The sequence below is a fragment of the Flavobacterium sp. ACN2 genome (assembly GCF_002303885.1).
In the GTDB taxonomy this organism is placed as follows: domain Bacteria; phylum Bacteroidota; class Bacteroidia; order Flavobacteriales; family Flavobacteriaceae; genus Flavobacterium.
Genome location: NZ_MRCM01000010.1, coordinates 159586 through 183668 on the forward strand (window position 1 = coordinate 159586; position 24083 = coordinate 183668).

15 protein-coding genes are annotated in these 24083 nt (G+C 34.6%); 12 read left to right on the forward strand and 3 right to left on the reverse strand.

What is annotated here, in order from left to right; all coding sequences use genetic code 11:
• From BSF41_RS14045 to BSF41_RS14090, 10 genes are all read left to right on the forward strand, one after another.
• Window positions 1-2724 carry a hypothetical protein gene (locus BSF41_RS14045; RefSeq protein ID WP_095930129.1) on the forward strand — a complete coding sequence of 908 codons (2724 nt, stop codon included), beginning with the start codon at window positions 1-3 and terminating at the stop codon, window positions 2722-2724.
• Window positions 2708-6403, forward strand: coding sequence for a contractile injection system tape measure protein (locus tag BSF41_RS14050; protein WP_095930130.1), 3696 nt, complete (start codon window positions 2708-2710; stop codon window positions 6401-6403). Before BSF41_RS14045 ends, BSF41_RS14050 begins: the two co-directional genes overlap by 17 nt.
• A gap of 83 nt (window positions 6404-6486) precedes the next feature.
• Complete coding sequence (locus BSF41_RS14055) at window positions 6487-8421, forward strand: hypothetical protein (protein WP_095930131.1); 1935 nt, start codon at window positions 6487-6489, stop codon at window positions 8419-8421.
• 16 nt (window positions 8422-8437) lie between these two features.
• A complete protein-coding gene (locus BSF41_RS14060) occupies window positions 8438-9283 on the forward strand; it encodes a hypothetical protein (protein WP_095930132.1) in 846 nt (281 codons plus the stop codon).
• 67 nt (window positions 9284-9350) lie between these two features.
• A complete protein-coding gene (locus tag BSF41_RS14065; RefSeq protein ID WP_095930133.1) occupies window positions 9351-10274 on the forward strand; it encodes a hypothetical protein in 924 nt (307 codons plus the stop codon).
• Entirely contained in the window at window positions 10264-11631 is a 1368-nt protein-coding gene (locus BSF41_RS14070) for an ATP-binding protein (RefSeq protein WP_095930134.1), read from the forward strand. The genes BSF41_RS14065 and BSF41_RS14070 overlap by 11 nt, the downstream gene beginning before the upstream one ends.
• A gap of 4 nt (window positions 11632-11635) precedes the next feature.
• Entirely contained in the window at window positions 11636-12193 is a 558-nt protein-coding gene (locus tag BSF41_RS14075; protein WP_095930135.1) for a hypothetical protein, read from the forward strand.
• Window positions 12194-12263: 70 nt separating this feature from the next.
• A complete protein-coding gene (locus tag BSF41_RS14080) occupies window positions 12264-12815 on the forward strand; it encodes an HNH endonuclease (RefSeq protein WP_095930136.1) in 552 nt (183 codons plus the stop codon).
• A 46-nt stretch (window positions 12816-12861) separates the two neighbouring features.
• Complete coding sequence (locus tag BSF41_RS14085; protein ID WP_095930137.1) at window positions 12862-15135, forward strand: DUF4157 domain-containing protein; 2274 nt, start codon at window positions 12862-12864, stop codon at window positions 15133-15135.
• Window positions 15136-15316: 181 nt separating this feature from the next.
• On the forward strand, window positions 15317-15775 hold the full coding sequence (locus BSF41_RS14090) for an RNA methyltransferase (protein WP_095930138.1): 459 nt from the start codon (window positions 15317-15319) through the stop codon (window positions 15773-15775).
• A 58-nt stretch (window positions 15776-15833) separates the two neighbouring features.
• On the opposite strand, the gene katG is transcribed toward BSF41_RS14090, so the two are convergent.
• The 3 genes from katG to BSF41_RS14105 form a co-directional block, all read right to left on the reverse strand.
• A complete protein-coding gene (gene katG, locus BSF41_RS14095) occupies window positions 15834-18107 on the reverse strand; it encodes a catalase/peroxidase HPI (protein ID WP_095930139.1) in 2274 nt (757 codons plus the stop codon).
• Window positions 18108-18509: 402 nt separating this feature from the next.
• Window positions 18510-20441 carry a glycoside hydrolase family 97 protein gene (locus tag BSF41_RS14100; RefSeq protein ID WP_095930140.1) on the reverse strand — a complete coding sequence of 644 codons (1932 nt, stop codon included), beginning with the start codon at window positions 20439-20441 and terminating at the stop codon, window positions 18510-18512.
• Window positions 20442-20474: 33 nt separating this feature from the next.
• The gene (locus tag BSF41_RS14105; protein ID WP_095930141.1) at window positions 20475-21497 is read right to left on the reverse strand and encodes an aldose epimerase family protein; all 1023 of its coding nucleotides are present in this window, start codon (window positions 21495-21497) and stop codon (window positions 20475-20477) included.
• A gap of 115 nt (window positions 21498-21612) precedes the next feature.
• Between BSF41_RS14105 and BSF41_RS14110 the strand changes: the two genes are divergently transcribed.
• On the forward strand, window positions 21613-22542 hold the full coding sequence (locus BSF41_RS14110) for an AraC family transcriptional regulator (RefSeq protein ID WP_253251828.1): 930 nt from the start codon (window positions 21613-21615) through the stop codon (window positions 22540-22542).
• 127 nt (window positions 22543-22669) lie between these two features.
• A complete protein-coding gene (locus BSF41_RS14115; protein ID WP_095930143.1) occupies window positions 22670-24079 on the forward strand; it encodes a sugar porter family MFS transporter in 1410 nt (469 codons plus the stop codon).
• Window positions 24080-24083: the final 4 nt, after the last annotated feature.

Sequence of the window (24083 nt, forward strand, 5' to 3'; positions counted from 1 at the left end):
ATGGATACTAATAATCAAATAACAAAAATTCAGCTTCCGCCGCATCAGGACTTTAATTTCCTGAAAGACGAAGCTATTGATTATATCCAAAATCACATTGGCAATGAATGGACCAACTTTAACCCGAGCGATCCTGGAATGACAATTCTAGATCAGGTTTGTTATGCCATGACCGAATTAGGCTATTGCACCGATTTTTCGATTCCAGATATTTTAACCGATTCTACAGGAAAAATGGAAATTGAAAATCAGTTTTATATGCCTTATAAAATTCTGACTACGGCGCCATACACCATTAACGATTACAAAAAATACATTATAGACGGCATCGAAGAGGTTTACAATGTTGTAATCGCACCTTACAATCAGAATCTTTTGGCATTTAGCAGAGTGTATCAAATTTATCTTTATATCAATCCAGATATTACCGATGATATTAAATGCAATAACATTTGCAAGTCGGTTTATTACTACCTCAATCAGAGTCGAAATATTGGCGAACTTTTTAATATGCCAATTGCATTGCAACTGCAAAATTGCAAGATTGGCGGAAATATAGAACTTGAGAAAAGTGCAGATGAAAATGCTGTTTTATTAGAACTTCAAAATAAAATTCGCAATTATATTTTTCCGAAAATAGATCAGGCGAATTATGAGACGATGAAAGAAGACGGATATGATGCTGCTACAATATATGATGGCCCGTATCTTAAAAACGGTTGGATTTCTGACGATTCTTTATACGATAAAAAAGATACCATAAAAGCTATTGATTTAATTCCTGTAATGGAGTCTGTAACCGGTGTCATTTCGGTTTCGGGGATACAGCTTTATCAGAACACGAATAATGTTCAAGCATTGCAAGCAACACAAAGCCAATTATTTTTTGTTGATATTATAAATTCTTATAAAGAGAAAAAACTAACATTAAATTCTAATGGAAAACAAATAGTCGCAGATGTCTTTGATCCGTTGCAAATCAATATTGGCCAATATCAGGATAATGTAACGAGCTTAAACAACAAACCGACTATAAAATTGCCAAAAAGCAGTTTTAGAGACATCAATAGTTATTACTCCATTCAAAATACATTTCCGCAGCAATATGGCATTGGCGACGATAAAATCGAAGACGATTCTTTGCCCGTTCAAGTGGCACAATCGCGTCAGTTAAAAGGCTATTTGACTTTATTTGATCAGGTTTTGGCCAATCAGTTTTCGCAATTAGCCAATGTTCCCAAACTGTTTTCTTTCACCAATTCGGTATGCGGAGCGCCATCAGACAACGATGCTTTTTATGCACTAAAAGATACATACGAGAAAAAGCATTTGGAATATCCTGTTCCGTACAAAATGTTTTCTCCTAGCTATTTCTATCAATCTCTGTATAGTATTCCTCACATCAAACCTTTATTGAAAAATAATGCCATTTTTGAATACAGCAATGGCGGCGAAACTAAAAAGGAATTGAAAGAAAAAAGTTGGCGAGAATATCAGCAAGATCCTTATAATGCCTACATCTTTGGAATGATGAAAATCATGGAAGAAGAAGAAGATGTTAACTTCGAAAGACGAAACAAAATACTAGATCATTTGCTTGCCAGACACGGCGAATCGCCAAAAGTAATTGATGCTATCATTCATGATACCATCTATACTGGAAACAAGAAAAAAGATCAGATTATTATAAAGAGTTTGTATTTGCAGAATCTCGATTTATTATCCTACAACCGTTTTAAAGGTTATAATATTCTAACGGCTTCAAAAATTAATCAAACCTCAGAGGCTCATTTGCTAAACATTAAAAAGGAGCATTTTGACCATATTAGCGAAAACACGTCTGATTTTGTTTTTCAATCTAATAAAATCAATAAAAAAGAAAAACTAAGCAAAACAGATTTCAATAATTTTTCTGTTTTAGAATTAAAACTGAATTTACTTTTCGGATTAAAAAACATATATACCAATTTTATTACAACACAATTTGAAGCTTCACAAAATTCTATCGAAGATCAATTGAACAGCAATAAAACCATACAAAAAATATATTGGCTTAAAGAAAATAGAAAAGGTAGTTTTTTTATTGAAACCTCTATTCTCTTAAGTCAATTAAAATATAATCTTGAAATTGTAAAACAAAGTGATAATTCTTTTTACGAAATACAAAATACAGATTTCCAAACCATTGCCAATATAAATTATCTTTTAAATACGGAAAGTCAAACCGTTTTGGATTCTCAGTTTTTAAAAGGTCAGTTGGAATTTTCTAATGAAAAATATGCTTTTAGTACTGATAATTCTCAAACTGGAACATCTATAGATTATACCAAAAGTAAATTCTCTGATTATTCATTTCGTATTACCGTTTCTTCTGGAAACGGAACCATTACAATTAACGATGCACTTTTTAAGAAAAATGCGATTTTGATATTTCCAGATTTTATTCCCGAATTCCAAACTCCTCAATTCGAAAGACGTTTAGAACAATTTCTTGCGGTTAGTCTTCCGACGAATATACAATCTGAATATCTGTTTGTTCAGTTTCAAGAACTTGAAAGTTTTACATCGAATTACTATAGTTTGCATGAGAGTTTACGTTTCAAAAATACACTGGATGCACACCACACCAAAACAGAAGCAACTTCAAACCCAGAGCAATATGCTGTCAATTTAATCCATAGTCTAACCTCAATTTTAGAAGCAAAAAATGGAAGAAATAAATAGCCATATTGTATCGAGTCTAAAATGGGACACCACTTTTGATCAAAAGAAAGAAGGTTACAGACTTCAGGAGCGTTTAAGTGCTTGGAGCAAAATTTCGTTGCCTAGAGAGGTTACCTCTATTTTTGACGAATTATGCCCGCAAGAACAAAGTTGGCGAATTGAATTGCTTGAACTTGATCTTGGCGCCTGCGATTATAGTGATCTTGAGTTTGATCTTAGTCGAAAAATACGCAATCTGTTAAGAGAAAAAATAGCCGAATTAATTCTGTATCAAAACAATCAGAAGCAAAACGGAATTGCGGTTTACAATAAAGAAAAATCAATTCTAGAAAATCTTACGGTCTTTTTGCTAGAAGGTTATTTACCATGGAATTATCAGAACAAAGAAGGTTCTGTCAACCAGATTATGGCAGAATTGCTTCAGGATAATCTCGCTGAGGTTATTGCGATTATTAAAAAAACAGGAATGTCTCACGAGGAAGTGAGAAAACGAATTGCATGGCAGTTTGACGAAAAAAACATCACTAAAATAATCGCCGCGCTCGAACCTAACAATAGTAGTTCTATTATTGAATTTAGCGCAACAATGGTTAACATCCAGGTTAAAGAAACGATTATCCAAACGAGTACGGCAAGTTTCAAAAAGAATCTATGGTTCTTTATTCTGAACTTTTTGCTGCTCGAACGTGGAACGCTTTTTAATAAACTGGCTTTCATGAAAAGCAGTATTCTGCAAATGGCCAATCATTACAATATTGCTTATGCCGACCTTATTATTCTAATCGAAAATACGATTGTAAAACTCTCTGATAAAACATCGCAGAACAACGATTTTATCGCTTGTCTTAAAATACTAACGCAGGAATATGAAACGCAAAAAAGCGAGAATTATAAGCTTGAAACTGCTACAAATTATTGGAGTCTATTAGAGCCATTATTAAAAAATAAAAACAATAGAAGATTTAAAGCCGACAAAGACAATTTAAACGAATTGATAATCGTATTGAACAGCGAGAATAAAACAAAATTTAATACGCTGCTTCAGCCCATTTTTCAGGACGAGAGTTTGCTTGTTTCACTGCTTCAGGATTTAAATGAAACTTCGATAAAAATATTATATTCAAAACTAGATACTACACCATCGCAGCTTCATACAGAATCTATCATTTATCTAAACAAGCTGAGTCAGACTTTTAAACTAAAAACAAACTATAAGGCTTTATGGCAAATTGGAATTCTCTTTCTCATCAAAAATAAAAATACCGACAATACTGCTTTTCTCCTATTTTGCATTAAAGAATTAAGCAAAAAAAACAATCTTAGCCATGAGCATTTATTGGCTCTTTTTACCAATGCTAAAATTCCTGCGGCGATAAAAAGCAATAATGCCGCGGTTATTTTTACGAATCTAAATGCTATTTATTGCAAAGAAATAAGCCGTAATAATTCTAATTATCCTGCTATTCATTTCAAAAATCTTGTAGCGAAACTTGAACTAGAATTGCAGAAAAACAGTACCAAAAGTATCTTTTTTATTGATTTACAAAGATCGCTGACTAGAACTATTTTATTGCATCCTAAAATGGCTTTCGAAGCCATGCTTTCATACGGAAATAAAGAGATTCTTAAGAAAATACTTCCATTGGTTTTGAATCGAGAAATGCTTCAATTGTTGCTAAAAACAGCCAATTACAAAAAAACAAAACTTGTACAAACGATACAAGTTGTGTATGAGATTCTAAATGAAAAAGATCAATATGATTTTCCTGAAGAATTAATGACCGATGATTTATTGCTTCTCGGAATGCAGGAAATATTGTTACATCCGGAGCATAACTCCTCTTCGTTTCTGGAAACTATTATTGTGCAGTTATCCAAAAAAGTGACCGAGACGAGACGCGATGATTATTTTCAGTTTATCGCAAAACTAATTCAGTCCAAACGAATTAAATCTTTTGGAGTGGCTATTAAAAAGACCTTTTTAAACCAGTTAAAAAACACAAGATCTATTGATACCGTTGCGCTTGCGTTGCTCATTCAAAATACATCAAAGCAAGATCAGCAGGAATTAGCGCAATTATTGAGTGCCAATTTTAATGATGCAGGATTTGCTTTACTCCGAAAACAAGACAAAAAAGAAAGTGAAAACATATTGCTTTATTTCTTGACAAATGCAGTTGCGCTGAAAAAGAACTGGATTCAGAAAACGGCTTCTATCCTAATTCGAAATGTAAAATCGGTTTCGGAAACTAAAATTAGTGCAGCATTAAATGAACTTTTTTGGAATGCGATTTTAAAGTATTCTGCTTACAAAGGCAATGAAGTTTTATTTGACAAACTGCTTCAGAAAGAACTCAAATTGTATTTAAAAAAGAATATGCCAAATGAAAAAATACAGCTTCAAAACAAAACAAAATCTTTTGAATATGCCAATTCAGTACCAGATTTTATGCCTTTTTTAGAAAACAATGGCATTTCTGATTCTATACTTTCTAATGAAACTGCAGAATCAATTAGTACAGATTTGCTTTTTGAAATCGAGAGTTTATCCGAGAAAGAGAAATACAAATGGATTTCATCAATCCTTATAGAAAGGCAAGTTTCATCTGCTTTCAGCATTTCTAAAACCATTGAGATTAAAGACATTCTGAACGCCATTATGGTAAAAGAGCCAAAGATTTTCTTTAGAATAATAAAAAAAGAATTTATTCCTGAAGCTCAAATAGATTGGCTTTGCCGCAATATAAACTTTCATCATTTATGCAATGCGGTTAGTCAATTGGATAAAAACAAGGAATTGTCTTTACGGATTTTGGAAAAATTCAATCATGTATTGGGCAATGTCAAAATAAAAGGATTGGCTGCTAAAGAAATGCAGCATCTCTTATTGCGAAAGCTCTTAAAGGCTGTAACCAACGACAATTGGAGACTTATTGCAATAGACAAAATCTGGAACGAATTAATCTGGGAAGTTGTAACAAAAAAAGGAATCTCAAAAAAAAGCTTTTTGGCCGATATGGAAAAATATATCTATCAATTTCCTCCCGCTTTACAGCTTGGTTTCAAAGAAATTCTAAGAGCCGAAAAGCAAACCTCAACCGTCTTAAAACAAACTGAAATAATTTCGAAAATGGAATATAATAAAACTAAAGAAAACCCAAAAAACAGCCCTAAACAAGGAATTCCTGTTAGAAACGCCGGAATTGTACTCTTAAACGATTATATCGCGATGCTGTTTGAACGATTGAGCCTAACTTCTGAAAGCAAATTTAGAAGCAACGAACATCAAATTCGAGCTGTACAATACTTGCAATATCTAATTACAGGAATGCAGGAAACGGAAGAGGTTTATTTGCCGCTAAACAAGGTTTTGTGCGGTTTGCCTTTAACCGATACTGTGCCTGATTTTATTGATATCCCTGATCAGGAAAAACAATTAATAAACGGTTTGATACAAGCGGCGATTTCGCATTGGCCAGAAATTGGAGATTGCTCCGTAGACGGTTTTCGCGGCAACTGGCTTGTACGCGACGGAATTCTGGTAGAACTGGAAGATAAATGGGAACTCACGGTAGAGAAAAGGGCTTATGATATATTGATTAACAGATCTCCTTTTGCTTTTTCGATTATGAAATACCATTGGATGGATAAGCCTTTGCATGTCATTTGGCCTTATTAAAAAAGTATTCTAAAAACCAATTATCCAAATAAGAACCTTGAATACAATATTGAAATATAAATTAATCAACTAAAAAAACTATTATGAACAGTTACAATGAAAATCTGCATTCTAGTGTATTGTCTTCATTAGAAAGTCAGGAAATGACCAAAAAACAATTGAGTTCACAATTGAGCACTTCAATGTTTACTCTTTATTATGCTGAAGGAGCTGAAATTGTTGCGCAGGAAAAACTCGATGCAACAGCAAAATTGTACAAAGAACAGCAACACATAAATAATGTTGTAGTTACGAATAAGAATATGGCAGACAACTTATTACTATCTGCCAATCAGCAAAAAACGTATGTAACACAAGCCGTTACCAATATGGCGGTTTGCGCTTCGAATATACAAATTGCTTCAAATTCTATTGTGCGTTTGGCTAGCGATATTGGAAGTATTTACAGTATTGTAAATGCTGCCGATTATGGAACTCAAATTTATCAGCAAACGCTTGAAGCTTATAATCTGATTAATAAAACGGCTTATATTGCAGAGCTCACTTCGCAATATGCGATGGAAGCTACAGCATCGATTTCTGAAGTTTCAACTTCTGTTGTGGCAGATGGGGCTAAACTGACTAACTCTTCTGTAAACAATTTATTGCAGGTAACTACTTCAGATTTAACCGCAACTACTGCGGTACTAACAGTAGATAACGATACGAGAGCAAAAGCAAGTATTGCTACAAGAGCTGCAGAAGGAGCTATAAAATGTTGTGAGGTAGAATATAACGCTTCAAAGAAAGCCTATACGTATAACAACGAACAATTTAATCAGGCCTTGATTGTTGAGGTTCCTACAACTTTTGATCCTTCAGCAGGCAGTTTTAGTCTTTCATTTGATGCTTACAAAAGTCCTTTTACTCCCGAAGATAGAGATCCTGCAACGCAAAATAAAGGATTAGCAAATCCAGTTTTAAGCTACAATATCATTTTGGTAAAAGACAGTAAGAAATCATTCTTTAATGCTTCTACGGCAGAAGATTTGGTGGGCAATCCCGAGCAATGCAAAAGTATTCCTGCGACGCAAAAACCAGATGATAAAGGAAAATACAGCACCTCTATCGCTTATAAATCTTTGAGAGATGCAGATAATGAACCTCTAGTGCTTGGCGAAAATTATGTTGCTTTTCTTTTAATAATGTTTACTGAATCTTACAAGAAAGAAATCAATACGTTTGATGAATATCTATCTGCTCCTTCTGAAATATTTTCGTTAGTCTATACTTTAAAAAGTGCGAAAGATATTGGCACTTCTAGAAAACATTCTGAAGATTTATCTAAAATTACTTTTAATGTTGAGAAAGAAGAATTAAAAGCAAGTGAAATTGATTACAGATGTTTCTTCTTGCCTTACACCGATAATCTTTCTACAAATGAGGATTTACAGACTTTGGAATCCAAAATTGAAACCATGGAGTTAGATGAGGAAATTAAAACTGTTGATGCTGAAGTTAAAGCGCTTACCGAAGAGATAGAAATCTTAAATAGTTCTGCTCAAGCAAATGCTGAAACCGCTAAAAACAGTAAAGATCCTGATCAAGACAAACAGAAAAATAATAGTCTGAAAAGTACATTGGCTGATACTAAAGAGAAATTACGCCTTGCAAAAGCGCAATTGACAGATTTGAACGCTAAACTGAAAGAAGTGAAAGAGAAATCGCCTAAACCGGTTAAAAACACCAATGCCTTTTTCTTCAACTTAAATTTAGCAGAAAACATTCCGGCGGGAAACTTTACAAGTGCCAAACAGAAAACAACTTCAAGTCCAGAATTTGAAGTGCATATTGATGGCACCACTACAGATAATTTTGGAAATCCGCTAATTGAAGATAAAAATTACATTCCTGTTATTTTGTCTTATTACAAAGGCAGTGAGATTTTAAAAACCAGATATAAAAATAGTCTTTCTGATTGGCAAAACACACCGCCAATACCTTATTCTACAAAACCAAAATCTGAAATCACAAACTAATTAATACCGCAACTATATGGATACTATATCATTAACTCCGTTAAGACCAAGTTTACAGAAATACGGAATTACAGAAAAGAAAAAAGCTGAATTAGACTTGCTAAAAAATCAAGTAGTTGATGCAACAGCAATTGTACAGCAACAACAAACAATTGTAAATTCGCTGAATGAAAAAGCAACCCGATATCAAGGTTATTTATTAGTTTCTGAAAGCAATCGTACGCATGCATTAAGCAACAAAAACTTGATCGATCAAGTTATTCAAAATGCTTACGACTTAGCTCTCAATTCAAGAGTTGCTTTTTCAAAAACAGCCTATGCAACAGAAGACTCAACAACAGTTAGCAAAAGCATCAGTGACTTGATCAGCAAATTAATTTATTCTGTAGAAATAATTAATAAACTGTCTATTCTAGTTATTCGCAAAAAAGCACTTAATCCGTTAATTTCTGATGATTTAATCGCTAGAATAAACAGCGCGGGTACAGACGCCAATAATGCGGTTGCTCTTACGCTAGTTGCCTTAAAATCTACATTGGCGGCAGAAGCTTCTGTTCTGGAATCTGAAGCGGCAATTACTTTAGAAAGCAAACAAGCAACAAAATTGTATCTGACTTTAACAGATGAAAAATCTTTAGACGCGCCTTTATCAGTACAGCCTTCAGACAAGACTTCTATAAGAGCCTTAATATACAATGCGTATAAAAACGCTCAGATTTCTTATGATAAAGCCAATACTGCAAATGACGAAACGGGAAGACAATTGAGCATTGCAACTGCCAATTTAAACAAAGCGCAAATCAAACTGCAATCGCTTCAATCTAGCTTAGCTGCGGCAACTGCTGCTGCTTATGCCTCTTAAGATCAATTAAATTGTCCACTGTTTGCTTATGGCATTCAGTGGACTTTAATCAATAATTTTTAAGGTTATGGATCATACTAATAAGAATTTTTATAGGCATTTTTATCTCAAAACTGGAGGATTTCTGCCTACCAAACCGTTAAATAAAAGTCTTTTTCCTGGCGATTATTTTCAGATTAAAAACGGCGAAATTATTCTTCTTGGAAACATTTATCGCAATGGCATTATATCGCGTCACGATGCTGATATAAGCGGAATAATTGCCTTAAATGATGCCAATTGGAATTTTAGTGATGGTATCTCAAAACCTTATTCAGGACGATCACACGCACATGGTTCCATTGAAGGCAATTTTGAATTTAGCAAACAAATATTGGCTTTTGCTAATAAAGGAAGCTTCATTTTTAAAGCCGATGAACCTGAATCTGTAAAAATTAATAATTGGAATGAAATCCAACAACAATTAATTATAAAGCTCACACAAACCTTATATTCATTTAGGGAACTTTATGTGGTAACAGAAAGTGCAACTGCAAAAAACACTACTCTAGCCATAGCTGGCGAAGCAAATGCCGAACTAGAACTGGCTTGTGAGGCCGAAAATTTTGGATTGTCTGATATTTTCGGACATCCAAACACCAAAACAATTCAGTCGAAAGATATCGAATATTACCACCGAGAAACCAAAAGAAAACCTGCTTATTTCAAAGCTAAAAAATTAGTCGTGCAAGACGAAAAATTGGCTTATTTCATCACTGATTTTATCTCCAAAGAGAACAATACAAGCGAATGGGCAGATTCTTTTTTTGATTCAAATTTTCATAATGATGCAGATTATAACACGCAAATGATTATGCAAAATGCTCAAGGTTTTTATTTGGATATGCTGCAATGCAATGAGCTGAATCCTAACACGGCTTTGCTTTATTTTAAATGGGCTGATGCAAATCTAGACGATTTAGAAAAATTATTTGGAGCTTATGGAAACTAATCCCAATATTGTCTCTTTGTATAATGAAATGGATTGGCTGCAAAAGGTAATCGATCAGGTTATTTGCAGTTATCTGCTTCAGGATGGACATGAAAACCGCTGGCAGGATATTCCGCTACCAGAAACTGATGCAGAAACTGAAAATTGTGTTTATTACAAAAAAATAACCGAATGGGATTTGAATCTTTACGAAAGGCTTTGTCTTGCCTTAATTCTTGCACCTCAGATTAAACCCGAAGTTCTGGATATTTTCTTTAGTAAAAATGCGATGTACGATCGTGGATTTACTGAATTTGGCGGAGTTATCAATAAAAATCATAGCGGTTTTTTGCCTACAGGTCAAACCTTATCTTTTTTAATTACCGCTGTAAATCCTGAATTAAGAATAGAAGTGCTTCAAATTCTGAATACTTCAAATATACTTTCAAAAGAACAGGTTTTGATTTTAGAAAATAACGAATCTAATGTTCCTATTTTGAATCACGTGCTTTCGATTAACGAGCGTTGGCTGAACTTTTTTATAACAGGCACTTTACCCAAACTTGAACATAGCGTTTCGTTTCCTGCACAACAAATTTCTACCAAATTAAATTGGGACGATTTGGTTCTCGAAGAACATGTCATGAATCAGGTTATGGAGATTAACGCTTGGCTAAATCATGGTGAAACTCTTATGACAGAATGGGGTCTAGAAAACAAACTAAAACCCGGATATCGAACCCTTTTTTACGGACCTCCAGGCACTGGTAAAACACTTACTGCAACTTTACTTGGAAAAAGCACCAATAGAGAAGTTTTTAGGGTTGATCTCTCTATGATTGTCTCTAAATATATTGGGGAAACCGAAAAAAATCTTTCGAAAATATTTGATGTTGCACAACATAAGGATTGGATTTTATTTTTTGACGAAGCCGATGCGCTTTTTGGAAAAAGAACAAATGCTTCTTCTTCAAACGATCGGCACGCCAATCAGCAAACGGGATATTTACTGCAAAGAATTGAAGATTTTCCAGGAGTGGTTATTCTAGCATCCAATTTAAAAGAAAATATGGATGAAGCTTTCTCCAGAAGATTTCAGTCCATGATTCATTTTACGATGCCAACCGCAGAGGAAAGGATTCTTTTATGGGAAAAAGCATTCTCAGGAAAATGCAAGCTTAGTTCAGATATTGATATAGAAAGCATTGCCGAAGAGTATGAACTTGCTGGTGGAGCAATTATTAATGTATTACGATTTTGCGCTCTGGCTGCCATTCAGAAAAATGAAACAGCTGTCAGTCAGCACGATTTATTGGAAGGAATTAGACGTGAATTTAAAAAAGAGAACAAAACACTTGTGGTTACTCAAATGAATTGACGTGATGAAAAAGAACGAAAACATAAAAAAAGTTGCCATTGCCGCACCTCAGCTACACCGTCATAAAGTGAAACTAAAAATTGGGAACTGGAAAAAACATTTTGATTTGAATTATGTGAATACCATAATTGCATTGGCTTTGAATGATTTCGACGACAAGATTTTCTTTTATATAAACGGATATCTTATTACAAGTCACAATCTTTATTTGGTTGTACAAACTACCGAAAAAAGTGTAGAAGAAATGGTTACTAAAATTGAAAATCAGATCGTTAACTTATTAAAAACGAATCCTCAAAAACTAAAAGAAAACCGTGGCGAGGTTTCTATTATAGCTGATGACGAAAATCTTTTCTATGCCGCGAGAAAACCTTTATTTAAAATTTATCCTTTAGAAAATGATCATCTGGTAAAGCTAATTACCGGAGAAAAAGTGGAGCTACCCTACTTTGATCGAGATTTAGAGCATTTTAAAAATAGGATTCACAACCATCCCTTTTGTTCAGCGATTAATTATTTGGGCGGTGTTGGCCCTGTTGAGGTTACGCCTTTTCGAGGTTAGAAATTTTGCTTTTTTGCGAAAGATTATAAAGGCTATTTAATAGAAAGCATAAACGTATAAAAAAAGAATCATGAATACTTATAGCAAAGTTTCGACAGAAAATGATTTTCAGGATGCAGCAAGCCATCTGACAAATAGCAACAGTACCAAAAATACTTATCAGCTAATTGATAATCGCGTTTCAACTTCAACTCTAAGAAATAATAATATTCCAGTTAGACAATTAAAATCTAATCAGGCTATTGCTAATTTCAATTCTAATACAGTACAGCTAATAAAATTTGACAAAAAGCAAAGAGCAAAAAAATTAGCAGCAAATAAAAAGAAAAACGACGGCTTTCATACTTGTGATTACTGCGGATTTCAGCATTCACAGGTACATTATGCAACATTTCAAGGCAGAAGAATGGGCGATGGACAGTTTCACATTGATCATATACAACCCGCTTCAAAAGGAGGAAGAAACAACATGAGAAATGGCAGGGTATTTTGTGGAACCTGTAATACTTCTCGAGGAAACAGAGCACATGTTGGTGCAACTGGTTTTAAAAAATATCATGCTCTGCATAGAAAAACACTTCCAAAAAACTATATGCGCAGACCAAGTAAAAAAAGAAAATAAAGCATTTAGATCTAAAAATAACTAATAATATTTAAAATTAGTATTTATGGAATATTCAACTGATAAAACAAAAACGCAATTTGCTGCAAATAGTTCTGACGAAAAAATTGTTCAAAATAAGGCAAGAGAACTTACGGACAATCGCCCCGTTTCTGTTTTACAAAGAAAAGTAAACAATACTGGTTTGCCTGAAAATTTAAAGTCAGGAATAGAAAACCTTTCTGGTCATTCTATGGATGATGTTAAAGTGCATTATAACTCAGATAAACCCGCACAGCTAAATGCTCATGCTTATGCTCAAGGATCTGATATTCATTTAGCCTCAGGACAAGAAAAACATTTGCCTCACGAAGCTTGGCATGTTGTACAGGAAAAACAAGGGCGAGTAAAGCCAACTATACAAATGAAAGGTAAAGTGAATGTGAATGACGATAAAGGTTTAGAGAAAGAAGCTGATGTTATGGGGGCGAAAGCTTTGCAGAGAAAGCAAATGCCATCACCATTTTTACTCTCTCAAAATCAAACATCTAAGACAACTGTTGCACAGCTCAATGAAGACGAAGAACATGGTTTGGTTCCTCCTTCTACCCACGGTAGATCTCAAAGCTATAAATCACCTGCAGATCCCGCGTCAACAACTAAAGGGCATCATCATTCGGTACCACGTAAAAATTTAACACGCTTTGAGCGAATGATAGACAGAATAGGAAGAATCCTTGCAACTTCAACCAATGTACACGTTGCTGTAGCTTTGGATGATAATACATTAGTATTGAGTGTTAATCAGGAAAGTCCTGAACAGGAGAAAAAGTTAGAAAAAGTAGCTGCAAAACTCAAAAATATAATTCATAACCAAGATCCTTTAGCTGGCTCTTCAGACCAAAGAATTACGGGAGGTCGACGTACCAAGGACATAGCCAAAACTAAAAATTTACTGGAAGGGGCATATACAGATGAAGAAACCGGAGTAGAAACTAACAAGGAAGTTTCATCACAGTTAAAACGATTAATCGTAGCGATCAATGCAGGTGTAATTGATACAGTCAAATACCATAGTGGAACTCCTGGTATTTATGTAGTTCCAACCTCTATGCATCCATCTGATAAAACTCAAAATATGCATGGCGAACTCAAAGTCACCGGAGCAATTCTGGACCGTCGTAAAAATAGCAAGTATAATGAAAAAGATGTGTATATAGGTGGTACTCTTGCTGACTGCTTTGCTTGCAACGCATCTCATAAAATCATGAACGAAGAAATTCGTAAGCAACTAAAAGATTGGAGTTTTTATTCAGGAGGTACACATGGAGGCTTATTTGTTGGGTATCGGGCCAGCGAAATTGTAGCTAAAAACAAAGCACGATTTCATCAACTTACTGGTGAAGAGGTCGTTGGCGGAGACATCCCTAAAGTAAATTCTATCGATAAAGAATCTGATTCTTCACTAAACTATGATTCTGATTCTGAAGCAGAAGATGCAGTTGAGTTATCTGCCTATGCCAAGCAACGCAACAAGCTTAAATCCATTGAAAAAGACCTTAGAGCCAGCAGCAAAAAATTAAAACAATTTGATTTAGAAATACAGGCTGCAAGTAGCCATCTTGAATTATTACGTCAAGAGATGCAAAAATTAACCCCGTATGTACAAGAAGAAAGTTTTAAAAGAGAACTTGAGCGAGCAAAACAAGAATATGAATTAGCACAGAAGGAAAGCACTCTTACAGAACAACTTTTAAGAGCTAAGGAGCAAGAAATTCAAGAAGCTTTAAAAGATTTAGAAAGTACCAAACAGAATATCCAGAAAGATATCGTGGTGGTAGGAACAACAGGCCGAAAACCTAAACGTGGAATACCGGTAACTTTTCGTGAAGATACCTTGATAGAAACAGGCTGGGAAGCAGGCAAAAGTTTTAACGAGCTTGCACTTAAAAATCTGAGTATAAAATATGCTTATAAACAAGCGTATGATAAAGCAAATAGTAAAGAAATTAGGGAACAAGTGGAGCTAGCTAAAGTTGAATTTCAAAAAGCTGAAAAATCTGTAACTCGCCTGAATCTAAGCTTACTGCATGCTAAAGCGCCACATGACCGTCTTGAATTTCTACCTTCAGAAATTCATAAAACAGAAGAAAATATAAAAAAATTAGAAGCTAGTCGAGAAAGTATGAATCAGCATATAATTGCTAAGGACGAAGAAAGAGTAAAAACAAAAGCCGATCAAAAACTTGCTGCAAACCATGGCAAAGTTAAAGCAGTACAAGGCAGACTTGATTGGCTCAATCAATCGGCTATTACTGCCGATCAAACAGATGGAGATTAAGATCTAAAAGTTTAAAACCAAATCTTATGATAAAAGCTGACAAAATAGAGCCGATAGATTAAACTTTTAAATATTATAAAAACAAGTCATCCGAAAATAGATATTCAAGATAATATCAATAGACTTCTTTTCGTCTCAACAAAAATTGATTTATCTGCATACAGTTTGTACTTTTGCCCTCATGAGTGATAATTTTACAAATGAATACTTTGGTATAGGAATACAAAATGGTAAAACACCAGAAAATTTAGGTGTTTTGTGGCGATCGGCTCAGAACTTAGGCGCAACTTTTATATTCACCATTGGCAATCGATATGCCAAACAAGCCTGCGATACACACGATGCTGTAAAAGCAATTCCGTATTTTCATTACGATACTTTTGAAGCTTTTTTTGAAAACTTACCAAAAGGAGCACGATTGGTTGGTGTTGAACTATCTGAAAAAGCCTCTGATTTAGAAACTTTTGAACATCCAAGACGCTGTGTTTATATATTGGGTGCAGAAGATCATGGTTTATCTAAAAAAGTAATGGAAAAATGCCATCATTTAGTAAAATTCAAATCAGAAAAAAGTTTGAATGTCGCCGTTGCTGGAACTATTGTTATGTATGATCGAAATTTGTCTAAACCACGTTCTTAAAAACATATAAAAAAAGACGCCGTAATTGGCGTCTTTTTCTTTTTGCTATAAGCGAGTATTATTTTCTTAAATCAAATCTGTCTAGATTCATTACTTTAGTCCATACGGCAATAAAATCGTTTACAAATTTTTCGTGAGCATCACCAGCTGCATAAACTTCTGCAATTGCTCTTAATTCTGAATTTGATCCAAAAACAAGATCTGCACGTGTTCCTATCCATTTAGGTTGTCCTGTACTTCTGTCATTTCCAGTATAAAGTTCTTTGTCATTTGAAACAGACTTCCATTCTGTATTCATGTTCAATAAGTTTACAAAGAAATCATTTGTTAGCTGGCCAGGTCTCGTTGTAAAAACACCATTTTTACTTCCGTCTGCATTAATATCCAGAACACGAAGTCCACCTAAAAGAACCGTTAATTCTGGTGCAGTTAGAGTCAGCAAATTGGCTTTATCTATAAGAAGTTCTTCTGTTAAAACAGTCGATTTAGTTTTTCTATAATTTCTAAAACCATCAGATTTTGGTTCTAAATATCCAAACGATTCAACATCTGTCTGTTCTGCAGATGCATCCATACGTCCAGGTGAAAAAGGTACTTTCGCAGATGCTCCTGCATCTTTAGCTGCTTTTTCTACAGCTGCAGATCCTCCTAAAACGATTAAATCAGCCAATGAAACTTTTTTATCTCCATTTACAGCATTAAATTCTTTTTGAATACCTTCTAATTTATCTAAAACAACTTTAAGTGCAGCTGGATTATTTATTTCCCAATCTTTCTGTGGTGCAAGTCTTATGCGTCCACCGTTTGCACCTCCACGTTTATCTGATCCTCTAAAAGTAGAAGCTGAAGCCCAAGCTGTAGCAACCAATTGAGACACGCTTAATCCTGAATTTAATACTTTCTCTTTAAGCTGTTCGATATCTTGGTCATTTATTAAAGTATGATTTACTTCTGGAATAGGATCCTGCCAAAGCAGTTCTTCTGTAGGCACTTCAGATCCAAGATAAAGAGCACGAGGCCCCATATCACGATGCGTCAATTTAAACCATGCACGAGCAAAAGCATCTGCAAATTCATCTGGATTTTCTAGAAAACGACGTGATATTTTCTCATAAGCAGGATCTAATCTTAAAGATAAATCTGTAGTCAGCATCGCTGGCAAGTGTTTTTTATTAGCATCAAAAGCATCTGGAATAATTGCTTCCGCATTTTTTGCTACCCATTGATGTGCTCCCGCCGGACTTTTTGAAAGTTCCCATTCAAAAGCAAATAAATTTTCAAAAAAGTTATTGCTCCATTGTGTTGGTGTTTTTGTCCAAGTCACTTCAAGTCCGCTTGTAATAGCATCTCCTCCTTTTCCAGAACCAAAACTATTTTGCCATCCTAAGCCTTGCAGTTCCAGACCAGCTGCTTCTGGTTCAGCTCCCACATGATCTGATGAGGCAGCACCGTGCGTTTTACCAAAAGTGTGTCCACCCGCTATTAAGGCAACAGTTTCTTCATCATTCATTGCCATACGGCCGAAAGTGTCTCTAATATCTCTAGCTGCCGCAATAGGATCCGGATTTCCATCTGGTCCTTCAGGATTTACATATATAAGTCCCATTTGTACTGCTGCAAGCGGTTTTTCAAGATTTCTGCTATGGATATTTCCGTCGGCATTATCATCAGATGATACCACTCCATGATCTTTTGGAACACCTTCAGAACCGTCTTTATAACGTTCGTCACCACCTAACCATGTCGTTTCAGAACCCCAATAAACAGATTCGTCTGCTTCCCAAACATCGGCACGTCCTCCTGCAAAACCAAATGTTTTAAAGCCCATTGATTCTAAAGCCACATTTCCTGTTAAGATCAATAAATCTGCCCATGAAATCTTTTGTCCATATTTTTGTTTTATGGGCCAAAGCAATCTTCTTGCTTTATCAAGACTTACGTTGTCTGGCCAGCTGTTAAGAGGTGCAAATCGCTGTTGTCCTGCTCCTGCTCCGCCTCGCCCGTCATGCACTCTATAAGTACCTGCACTATGCCAAGCCATTCTTATGAAAAGACCTCCATAATGACCAAAATCTGCAGGCCACCAATCTTGTGAATCAGTCATAAGAGCATGCAAATCTTTCTTTAATGCCTCAATGTCGAGACTTTTAAAAGCTTCTGCGTAATTAAAATCCTTATCTAGCGGATTTGATAATACCGAATTCTGTCTCAGGATATTTACCTTTAACTGTTTGGGCCACCAGTCAATATTTTTAGTTCCCGATGCTGCCTGCTTATCAATGCTTCCATTATGAAAAGGGCATTTGCTGATGTCATTTGATTGATTGTCCATAGTTGAAAAATTTTATTTTTGACTAAATTACAAACTAATGAAAAAGAAAATTCTGACTGTGAATCATAAATAATTCTTAGAGAATAGACAAAATCTATACAGAATTATTTTAATGATTCTAATTCCTTATAACACTTCTTATTATATAAAAACATTGTTTTTGAAAGACACAATACTTTTATAAATTTAAATTTTGCTTCTATAAATTTAGCAAAAAGAATCTTTTTATCGTCATAAACATTTAAATTGCTTCTCTGTAATATCTATATTTCTTGCTAATTTTCAATTTCTATTCCTTATTAAAGTGAGAGATAAGCTTTCCAATTTCTGTTAAAAACCATTCAATAAAAAAGGTGTTTAAAAATTTAAACACCTTTTTATACCTCAACTTAACATTAACTCTTACTTTATAAACTCAATAATAAAACCTCCTTTAGAAGCAATATTATATTGCCAGTTAGCGGTTAATGGAAAAGTTTCAACTTTAAAATCCATTAATGGATCTTTACCTTCAGTAATGATTTTGAATTTCGAATAGCCTTTTCCATATTTAGCCAAATCAATTGAAACGGGCAAAGATGAGTTCGTTCCGTTTATTCCAATAATATAAGAAAGGTTATCTTTTTTACGAGACAGCACAATTGATTTACCTGGATCTGCAACAATAGCCTCTGTTTTGTCCCAAGTTGCGGGCATTTCTTTTATTAAAGTCTTAAGTTCATTTGGCAATGAATTAAAAACTTCTTCAGAATCTGCAAAATGAATAATTCCTGATGTGTAAATCATGGCCATTGCTAGTTCATGAACTGAAGTATTTACACGTTTATATTTTCTAAAAGTCAAAGCAAACGGCGTATAATCTGCTGGACCAGCTACGTTTCTTGTAAAAGGCAAAACTGTATTTTGTTCTGCTGCTTTTTCTGGAAATCTCGGTTCGTAGAAATAACTTTCTGTTCCTAAAATAGCTTCTGCTGTTACAAAATTGGGCCATGTTCTGTGCCAACCTCTCGGAACTGTTGTTCCATGTAAGTTCACTAACAAATGTTCTTTTGCTGCATCTTCAAAAACGCCTTGTAAAGCTGCCATAACTTCTTGTCTGTCCGAACACCAAAAGTCTATCTTGACACCTTTTATTCCCATTTCTGCCAATTCTTTAAATCTTTTTTTTCTTTTTACTGGATCAAAGTATTCTGCTGAAAATCCCCAAACTAATGGCTGCACTCCTTTAGACAATGCATAATCAACAATTTTACCTTCTTTGTTGGCTTTTTCCCATCCTGCATCAAAAAGTGTGTATTTGAAACCAAATGAAGCCGAAACATCCGTGAATTTATTATACATTTCTGGAGTAAAATCTTCGGGATGCGACCACCATGACCAAGCTGCCTTTCCAGATTGAATCCAAGAAACGTCTTTTATTTTAGATGCCGGAGCCAAATCGGTAATCATAGTAGATAATAAAATATCACCCGCTTTATCTCCAATCATAATAACTCTCCATGGCATTGTCCAAGGTAAATTAGATTCAGGATAAGCATTTTCTTTATCAGGCAAAGGCAACGTAAATTTTTCGTCATTTTTAGCAAAAGCAATTCTATAAACTCCGTCTTTAGAATCTGGATCTAAATGACATCCTGGAAAAGAACCATCTGTTCCTGATTCTGCAATCAAAACCCAATTTTTAGCATCATTTACATTAAAAAGTGCTGGCATACACCAGCCAATAGATTCGCCTCTTGCGCCATTTATTGGATCTCCGGGTTTTACATTCACATAAAAATCTTCATAACCTGGAGTATAATCTCCTGCTTTGTTGTACGGCTGGAGCCATCCTTTTGCTTTTTGATCAATATGAAATCCTGTCAATTCGTTCTTTAGCACTCTAGTCTGTTTTTCCTGCTCTGTAAACTTATATCTAAAAGCAACTCCTTCTTGCCCAGCAATTAAATCTATTGTCATTAAAGCGCCTTTGCTATTTTTGAATGTGATGCTTTTGCTTTTAAAAACATGATCTGCAACTTTATTATTGGCAACTTTAAGCTCGTATTTTTCACGCTTTTCTTCAATTGGCGAAACCTTTACAACCGATAATCCTGTTGTAAAATCGTTGTTTTCAAAATTTAGTCCAAGTGGAGAATCCAAAATTATCGCTTGGTCTTTGCGGGTAACCTTATAAGACAACTTTCCATCTTGACTTAAAGACAACTCAATCTTATTTAGATTGTCCTTAGACTTAAGAGAAAGTTCTTCGTTTTGTGCTACACAGCTTGTCAGCATCAAAAATACGGCGGGTATCAGCGCACTTAAAGATCGGTTAAAAAACATTTTTTTCATTTATATAATTATTAGAGGTGGTAGTTCTTTTTGTTATTGGATTACATCAAAAGCATAAATAATAGTTTCGCTATAAACTTGCCCAGATTGGAATATCGTATTCGGAAAATGTTCATGATTCGGACTGTCAGGATAATATTGGCATTCTAAACAGAGTCCATCAAACGAACTGTATAGTTTATCATGTACCCCCATAATATCACTGTTTAAATAATCTCCCGTGTATAATTGCACTCCTGGATAAGAGGTGTAAACACGCATTATTCTTCCCGATTTTTCATCATACAATTCACAAACAGAATTTTCATTTTTAGCGTTTCTATCAAAAATATAATAGAGATTAAGTCCGCTATTTTGCATTACATCTTTTAGTTTGTCTTTCAAAAACAAATACTCATCGGCAAGCAAAATTTTTCCTGTCGGAATATAATCGGCTGTGCTTTCTAGAATTTTAGATCCCTGAACGGTAAGCAGATGATGATGTATTTTTTCTTTACAGGCAGATAAATTAAAATAAGAATGATTGGTAAAATTTAATGGCGTTGCTGCATCGGCTTCTGCCAAAAAATCAATTTTGAGTTCGTTTTGATCCGTCCATTTATAGCTCACTTTCATCTTCAAATTTCCAGGAAAACCACCTTCTCCATTTTTACTTTTAAGAATAAAAATTACGGCATCTTCTTCTACAACAAAATCAAACACTTTGTTATTAACCCCAGCCGAACCGCTATGATTATTGTTTTTACCATCGTTTTTATCGAGATGATATGTTTTATTTTCGATAGAAAATGCCGCATTCTGAATTCTATTTGCAAAACGGCCAACAGTCGCTCCTATGTAAGATTGATCTTTTATGTATCCTTCTAAAGTTGGAAATCCTAAAACTATATTTTCTTTATTTCCTTCGGTATCTGGCACCACTATGGATTTTACTATGGCACCATAATTAAGAAGTTCGACATAATTGCCATGACTATTTGTGATCTGAAATTTGAAAATTTCTTTTCCGTCATGCCAGCCAAAAGACTCACAAACAATATTATTGAGAGGGTTCATATAGTTTTATAAAAATATTAAAATTGGTAATGTTAGTATAGAATTTCAAATTTAGGTTTGATTATTGTTCTCAAAATGGACATTTTTTGCGAAAGCATGGATTAAATTACGATATTTGAAAAATACAATCCAGATCATGAAAAATGCAGCACAAAAAGAAAAGATAAAAGTCAAAGAAGGTTTTTTAGGACAGCGAATGATTGTAATTCCAAAAAACATCCTTTCGATTATTAAAAAGAATCCGCTTATAGCTGGTTTGTATTTTACCGATATTGGTGTTTTTCCAAATGCAAGCCATCACTCCATGAAACGAAAACATGGCAGCAAGCAATACATTTTAATTTATTGCTATAAAGGAGAAGGCATTATTAGCAAAGAAAATAAAACGATAACACTCAAAGCCAATACCTTTTATATAATACCTCCTGAAGTGGCACATGATTATTATGCCTTAAAACAAAATCCGTGGAGTATCTACTGGATTCATTTTACGGGAATGCAAGCACCTTTTCTTTATGATAAATTCATTGCCGAACATCCTGAAACTGCACCTCAACTATCACTCGAAGAAAGACGTATTGAACTTTTTGAAAACATTCTGGATGTTATGGAAGACGGTTACAGCGCCAGTAATCTCGAATTTGCCAATCTTTCGTTATGGCAATTATTAAATACCTTTTTGTATGAAAAATTCTTCATTCAAAAGAACCGAAAATTTTCAGAGGATAATACTATTGAGTCGGCTATTGACTATATGAAAAAACATCTTGATCTTTCCTTAAAAATTAATGATGTTGCCGCTTATTTTAACTATTCTCCGTCTCATTTTTTTACCTTATTTAAGAAGCAGACAGGGTATTCTCCTATACACTATTTCAATTATCTGAAAATGCAGAAAGCTTGTCAGTATCTCTGTTTTACAACTATGAGCATCAAAGAAATCAGTTTTAATTTAGGGTTCAATGACCCTTTATATTTCTCTCGTTTATTCAAAAAAGTAATGAGCACTTCACCTATACAATATCGCACCGAATACAAGCAGTAACGCAATTGTTTTCGTATTTAATATCACAATACCAAAAAATCAGATTATAATCCATCTATTCAAAAAAAATATCCATAAATCAAAGGTTCCGATTCTGCTAATTTTACAAAAGCTATAAAACCTTTTTATGAAAAACTATAATTATACCTTTTTACTATCAATCAGCCTTGTTGCGGCATTGGGTGGATTACTCTTTGGTTACGACTGGGTTGTAATCGGTGGTGCAAAACCATTTTACGAACTTTATTTTGGCATTACAGATTCTCCGGCTTTACAAGGCTGGGCCATGAGCAGCGCCCTTGTTGGCTGCGTTGGAGGAGCCGCTTTTGCAGGAAAACTGGCAGACAGTTATGGTAGACGTCCTATTCTAATCGTTGCCGCCGTATTATTCTCCTTATGTGCTCTTGGAACGGGAGCATCTGAAACTTTTACTGTATTTATCATCTGGCGTATTATTGGAGGAGTCGGAATCGGAATTGCCTCTACAATTTCCCCTTTATATATTGCCGAAATTGCGCCTCAGGAAACTCGAGGATTATTTGTTTCCATCAATCAATTAACCGTGGTTATTGGAATTCTTGCCGCACAGATCACCAATATGCTAATTACAGATGTTATTCCGCCAGATTATTCTCATGCAGAAATTTTGGCTTCTTGGAATGGTCAAACAGGCTGGCGATGGATGTTTTGGGCAGGATTTTTCCCAGCGGTTCTTTTCTTTATATTAATGTTTTTAATTCCCGAAAGCCCTAGATATCTAGCGAAAAAAGGAAATCACGATAAAGCCGAAAATATTTTATCTAAAATTGGAGGATTGTCATACGGAAAAGAAGCAATTACAACTATCAAAGAGACTTTTACAGAAGAAACAGAAAAAACCGATTTGAGAATGTTGCTTGATAAAAAAGCGATGCCTATTCTCTTAATCGGAATTGTATTGGCTGCTTTCCAGCAATGGTGTGGCATCAATATCATTTTCAACTATGCTCAAGAAATCTTTGTTTCGGCAGGTTATAGTATCAATGATTTGTTTATGAATATCGTAATTACAGGAAGTATCAATCTAGTATTTACCTTGGTTGCTATGGGAACGGTAGACAAAGTTGGACGTAAAAAACTGATGCTTTTTGGTTCAGCAGCACTTGCTATAATCTATGCTTTATTGGGTTATTTTTATTATACCAATGTTACCGGTTTCCCATTATTATTACTGGTATTATTAGCCATTGCTATTTATGCTATGTCTCTTGCTCCTATTACTTGGGTTATTTTATCTGAAATTTTCCCTAACCGAATCAGAGGCGTTGCAATGTCTGTTGCCACATTTGCACTCTGGATTGCATCTGCACTTTTAGTACAAACATTTCCAATGTTTAACGAATACTTAGGCACATCTGGAACTTTCTGGATCTACGGAATTATCTGTGCTTTAGGATTCTTGTTTGTACTCAAAAAACTTCCTGAAACCAAAAACAAAAGTCTCGAAGAGATTGAAAAACTAATGGTTTCTGATAAAGAATCAAAGAATATTCAATAATTTA

Bases quoted from the DNA above. Each gene is read 5' to 3' on its own strand.
- BSF41_RS14045 (WP_095930129.1), top strand. From the start codon at position 1: ATGGATACTAATAATCAAATAACAAAAATTCAGCTTCCGCCGCATCAG.
- BSF41_RS14050 (WP_095930130.1), top strand. From the start codon at position 2,708: ATGGAAGAAATAAATAGCCATATTGTATCGAGTCTAAAATGGGACACC.
- BSF41_RS14055 (WP_095930131.1), top strand. From the start codon at position 6,487: ATGAACAGTTACAATGAAAATCTGCATTCTAGTGTATTGTCTTCATTA.
- BSF41_RS14060 (WP_095930132.1), top strand. From the start codon at position 8,438: ATGGATACTATATCATTAACTCCGTTAAGACCAAGTTTACAGAAATAC.
- BSF41_RS14065 (WP_095930133.1), top strand. From the start codon at position 9,351: ATGGATCATACTAATAAGAATTTTTATAGGCATTTTTATCTCAAAACT.
- BSF41_RS14070 (WP_095930134.1), top strand. From the start codon at position 10,264: ATGGAAACTAATCCCAATATTGTCTCTTTGTATAATGAAATGGATTGG.
- BSF41_RS14075 (WP_095930135.1), top strand. From the start codon at position 11,636: ATGAAAAAGAACGAAAACATAAAAAAAGTTGCCATTGCCGCACCTCAG.
- BSF41_RS14080 (WP_095930136.1), top strand. From the start codon at position 12,264: ATGAATACTTATAGCAAAGTTTCGACAGAAAATGATTTTCAGGATGCA.
- BSF41_RS14085 (WP_095930137.1), top strand. From the start codon at position 12,862: ATGGAATATTCAACTGATAAAACAAAAACGCAATTTGCTGCAAATAGT.
- BSF41_RS14090 (WP_095930138.1), top strand. From the start codon at position 15,317: ATGAGTGATAATTTTACAAATGAATACTTTGGTATAGGAATACAAAAT.
- katG (WP_095930139.1), bottom strand. From the start codon at position 18,107: ATGGACAATCAATCAAATGACATCAGCAAATGCCCTTTTCATAATGGA.
- BSF41_RS14100 (WP_095930140.1), bottom strand. From the start codon at position 20,441: ATGAAAAAAATGTTTTTTAACCGATCTTTAAGTGCGCTGATACCCGCC.
- BSF41_RS14105 (WP_095930141.1), bottom strand. From the start codon at position 21,497: ATGAACCCTCTCAATAATATTGTTTGTGAGTCTTTTGGCTGGCATGAC.
- BSF41_RS14115 (WP_095930143.1), top strand. From the start codon at position 22,670: ATGAAAAACTATAATTATACCTTTTTACTATCAATCAGCCTTGTTGCG.